The organism is Paracraurococcus ruber, from assembly GCF_004353985.1.
Lineage (GTDB): Bacteria > Pseudomonadota > Alphaproteobacteria > Acetobacterales > Acetobacteraceae > Paracraurococcus > Paracraurococcus ruber.
This window is the reverse complement of the sequence record NZ_SMOA01000359.1, coordinates 1-4,588: the sequence shown is the minus strand read 5'-3', so window position 1 is coordinate 4,588 and position 4,588 is coordinate 1. Positions and strand designations below refer to the sequence as shown.

Here is a 4,588-nt window from a genome sequence, read left to right as displayed (position 1 = left end):
CGCGGGGCCGCCGCGTCGCGGCCCAACCGGGCAGGCGCGGCGCGGCCCGCCCTATTCCGCCGCGGCGGGCGCCGGCCGGGCGGAGGCGGCCACCGGCACCTGCTGCCGCCCGCAGGCGAACAGCAACCCGGCCAGCAGCGCATAGGCGAAGGCGACGCCGGGCGTGACGGCGAAGCCCACCGCCGGGCCATGCATGAAGCCGAAGAAGGTCAGCCCCGCGCCGGCGGCGGCGAAGGCGGCCGCCTTGGTCCACTGCTTCTCGATCACGCAGACGGCGATGGCGCCGAAGATCAGGCCGCCGAGGATCGAGCCCTCCCCCAGCACCTCCAGCCCCTTGTAGAGCACGCCGTTGTTGGCGAGCTTGTCGAGCCCGACCGCCGCGGCGGTGGTCCCGGCCGCGCCCAGTGCGCCGTCGATGAGCGTGCGTGCCCAATGCGCCAGGTGCGGCACCAGCGCCAGGACCACCGCCGGTGCATGGTGCTTCGGCACTTCCTGGAAGGCCTGCGCGCCGATCAGCATGCCGATGTAGAGCAGAATCGGCAGGATCGCGACCACCGGCACCACCGCCAGCAGCACGCCGACGATGCCGAGCCAGGTCAGCACCAGCACCGCCGCGCCGGTCGCGGCGGAATAGCCGATGCGCCCGCCCATCGCCTTCCAGCCGGGATGCCCGATATAGACCGCGTTGATGAAGGGGTTGCCCATCAGGCAGCCGATGAGGCTGACCACGCCATCCGCGGTCAGCACCTGCGTGGTCGGGAAATGGTCGCCCGCCGCCTCGGCGCTCTCCACGTTGTCCATCGCCTCGACGAGGTCGTAGATGCCGAAGGGGATGGCGGTGACGAGGATGACGCCGAGGTATTCGAAGCCGCCGAAGACATGGTCCACGGCCGGGATCGGCACGGAGAAGCCGATGCCCGACAGCGCGGCGCCCAGCTTGTCGAGGCCGATGCCGCCAAGCTCGAGCCCGATGAGGTTGCCGCCCCAGGCGATGGCCATGCCCACCGCAATCGCCACCAGCCCCGCCGGCAGCCCGCGCGGCCAGCGCACCGCGCCGAACCACGACGCCAGGATGATGCCGAGGCAGACGAGGCCGATGACGGGCGTCAGGAAGATCTCGACCGCCGGCCGCATGGAGATGAAGGTGACGGAGACGCCGGCGAGGGTGCCGAGCAGCGCGGCGCGCGGCGTGATGCGGCGGATGACCGGGGCGAAGAAGCCGCCGATCATCAGGATGAAGCTCTGGATGAAGACCCAGGTGAGGCCCGCTTCCCACCCCTTCACCGGGTCGCCCGTGCTGGCGGCGATCGGCAGCATGATGACGAAGCAGACGATGAACATGTGCGGGACGGAGATGCCCGAAGGCAGCGCGCAGACATCGCCGCGGCCTTCCTTCACCGCAAGGCGGTGCGCCAGCCAGGCGTAGTAGAAGGTGGACAGCGCCATCATCAGCCCGGCCGCCGGCAGGATGCGGCCGAAGACGATCTCGTCCGGCATCTTCAGGACGAAGCGCAGCAGCGCGGTCAGCGTCAGCAGGTTGACCAGGATGTTCGTGCCGAAGCCGAACAGCGCGTTCCAGTCGCCCGGCGCCCAGAGGACCGGGCCTTGCATCGGGCGTTCGCGTGCGGTGCTGCTCATGCTCATGCGGCGATCCCCCTGAAGGCCGCGCCCAGCGCGGCGCTGTCCGACACCCAGCCGAAGATGCCCCCGCCCGCGCCTCCCTGGGCCTTGATCATCGCCAGGCCGGCGGCGTGGAATTCCGGGATGTAGGAGGCGCAGGCATCGCCCAGGACGACGCAGCGGAAGCCGCGGTCATTCGCCTCGCGCACCGTGGTGTTGACGCAGACCTCGGTGGTCACGCCGCAGACCAGCAGGGTGGCGATGCCGCGGTTGCGCAGGATGAGTTCGAGGTCGGTCTGGCAGAAGGCGCCCTTGCCGGGCTTGTCCAGCACCACCTCCCCCGGCAGCGGCGCCAGGTCCGGGACGATGTCGTGGCCCGGTTCGCCGCGGATCAGGATGCGGCCCATCGGCCCGGGATCGCCGATGCGCATGCCGGGCGGGCCGCGTTCCCACTTGGCCGGCGGGCAGTCGGACAGGTCGGGGCGGTGCCCTTCCCGGGTATGGACGATGGTGAGATGCGCCCGGCGGGCGATGGCCAGCGCCGCGGCGCAGGCCGGCACGGCGGCGCCGAGGCGGGAGACGTCGTTGCCCAAACTCGCCCCGAAGCCTCCCGGCTCCAGGAAGTCGCGCTGCATGTCGATGACGACCAGCGCGGTGGTCGCCGGGTGCAGGGTGACCGGGGCCGGCTCCGCCGGCAGCGTGATCGCCATCGCGACGCTCCCGCAGACATGCTGTCCGCGGGGCGGGCACCAGCAAGACCGATGCCAAATGCGCGAGGCCTGGGCAGGACGGCGCCGTGCCGCCCGGAATGATTACGCCATGGGCAGCACCGCCCACGGCGCCGGCAGTGCCGCCGGGCTCAGCGCCCGGTCAGGATCCGCTCCACCAGCTGCTTCGCCGTCGGGATGAAGCCGTTGGAGTAGAAGGGGTCGCTGCCGAAGCGGAAGGCGTTGTGCCCGGCGAACATCAAGTTGTGCTCGGTGGTGCCGGCATGCGCGATGTCCTGCAGCGTCTTCTGGATGCAGAAGCTGCGCGGGTCGGCCTTCTTCCCCGTGTCGTAGTCCGGCTCATGCTGCGACCAGTTGGAGAAGCGGCAGGCGGACAGGCAGCCCATGCAGTCGATCTGGTCCTGCACGATCTCCGCCTGCTTCTCCCGCGTCACGAAGATCAGCGTGTTGTCCGGCGTGCGCATGGCCTCGGTGAAGCCCTCGGCCTCGAAGCTGCGGACCCGGTCCAGGTCATGCGGGGTCAGCCAGACCTTCCGCTTGCGCGGGCCGACGCCGTATTCCGCCGCGTGGTCGCCCACCGGCTCGGTCGTGTAGGCCACCTGGCGCTCGTTCCGCGCCTCCAGCTCCCGGATGAAGTCGTTCCGCACGGCCGAGGAATAGAAGCCGGTCGGCGAGAAGCGCTGCAGCAGCACGTCACCGTCCTTCAGGGTCAGCAGGCGCTGCTTCCAGGCGTCGGAGATCGGGCTTTCCTGGGTCAGCAGCGGGCGGGTGCCGAACTGGAAGGCGACCGGGCCCAGCTCCTTGTTGTCGATCCAGTCCTCCCACTCCTCCAGCCACCAGACGCCGCCGGCCATGATGATCGGCACCTCGCCCAGGCCCAGCTCCCGCATCTGCTGCCGCAGCTTGAGGACGCGGTCATAGGGCGCCTCCGGGCGCAGCGGGTCCTCGGAATTCGACAGGCCGTTATGGCCGCCGGCCAGCCAGGGATCCTCATAGACCACGCCGCCCAGCAGCTCCCGCGCCTTGTGGTAGCTGCGCTTCCACAGCGCGGTGAAGGCGCGGGCGGAGGAGACGATGGGGTAGTAGTGCACCGCATATTCGCGGGCGATGTCGGCCAAGCGGTAGGGCATGCCGGCGCCGCAGGTGATGCCCTGCACCAGCCCCTTCGCGCCGTCCAGGATGCCGCGGATCACCCGTTCCGCCCCGCCCATCTCCCAGAGGATGTTGGCGTGGATGCGGCCCTGGCCGTTGCTCCGCTCATGCGCCTCGCGCGCCTGGGCGATGCCGCCGGCGATGCCGTAGGCGACCAGCTCCTCGTGCCGTTCCCGCCGCGTCTTGCCCTGGTAGGTCTGGCGGATGATCGTGCCGTCGGCCGCGTAGCTGTCGGCATTGACCGCCGAGAAGGTGCCGACCCCGCCGCCCGAGGCCCAGCCGCCGCAGGTCGCGCCATTGGACACGGCCACGCCCTTGCCGCCCTCGACCAGGGGCAGCACCTCGACACCGCCCATGCGGATCGCGTTGATCGCCTTCACAACCCTTGCCCTCGACTGCCCACTGGACGTTCATGCCAAGGCAGGCGCCGTGGCCGGCCCCCCCTGCCGTGCCGCCATGCCTGCCGCCGGTTCCGATGCGGCGCCGCGCGCCCGGGGTCCCTGACCCCGCCGCGGCCCGCCCCCGGCAGCCCGTTTCCGAAGCCGCGCGGGCTTCGCAATCCGGCCGCCGCTCCCTCCGCCGTCAGCGCCCTGCCGGTCCGCGCCCTGCGGGGAACACACCCCGATGCGGGTCGCGGGCAGGACGCCGCCATCCTGGTCCCGAAGCCCGTCGCCCCCCGGCGACGCGCTTGGTCCGGGCCACCGGCCCCCTGCCGTCCGTGGCCTGATGGTCCGCCGCATCCGCCGCCGATGGCAACGGGGGCGCGGCGGCAACACTAGAGCATTCTCACGCGAATGCGACAGCGTGGGAATGCCCCGGGCCGGCGGCGCGGCGCCGCCGGTCCCCCGCATTTGGCCCTGGCCCCGGCCCCGGCCCGCTGCCGGGCCGGAGCGCGGCCGGCCCGGGCAAGGATGCCCGAGGCTGGCCCTGGCCAACGGCCCTTGGCCCGGCCCGGTTCCGCGCCGCCCCGGGCCGTTGCCCGGCCGGAGCATGGCGGGCCTCGGGCGCGGCCGGGTCGCCGGCCGCGCCGCGCGCCTTACTCGGCCGCTTCGTGCCGGTCCCGCCGCGGCGGGCGGTCGCCACGGTCG

Annotated in this window: 3 protein-coding genes; all 3 read right to left on the bottom strand. The window is 72.2% G+C overall.

Going from position 1 to position 4,588, the window contains the following annotated elements; all coding sequences use genetic code 11:
* Positions 1-51: 51 nt before the first annotated feature.
* The 3 genes from E2C05_RS28965 to E2C05_RS28955 all read right to left on the bottom strand — a co-directional run bounded on the left by E2C05_RS28965 (position 52) and on the right by E2C05_RS28955 (position 3,880).
* Positions 52-1,638 carry a hypothetical protein gene (locus E2C05_RS28965; protein WP_200305773.1) on the bottom strand — a complete coding sequence of 529 codons (1,587 nt, stop codon included), beginning with the start codon at positions 1,636-1,638 and terminating at the stop codon, positions 52-54.
* A 2-nt stretch (positions 1,639-1,640) separates the two neighbouring features.
* Positions 1,641-2,330: a cysteine hydrolase family protein gene (locus tag E2C05_RS28960; protein ID WP_133223095.1), complete on the bottom strand. Its 690-nt coding sequence runs from the start codon at positions 2,328-2,330 to the stop codon at positions 1,641-1,643.
* 149 nt (positions 2,331-2,479) lie between these two features.
* Positions 2,480-3,880, bottom strand: coding sequence for an NAD(P)H-dependent flavin oxidoreductase (locus E2C05_RS28955; RefSeq protein WP_133223094.1), 1,401 nt, complete (start codon positions 3,878-3,880; stop codon positions 2,480-2,482).
* Between the last annotated feature and the right edge of the window lie 708 nt (positions 3,881-4,588).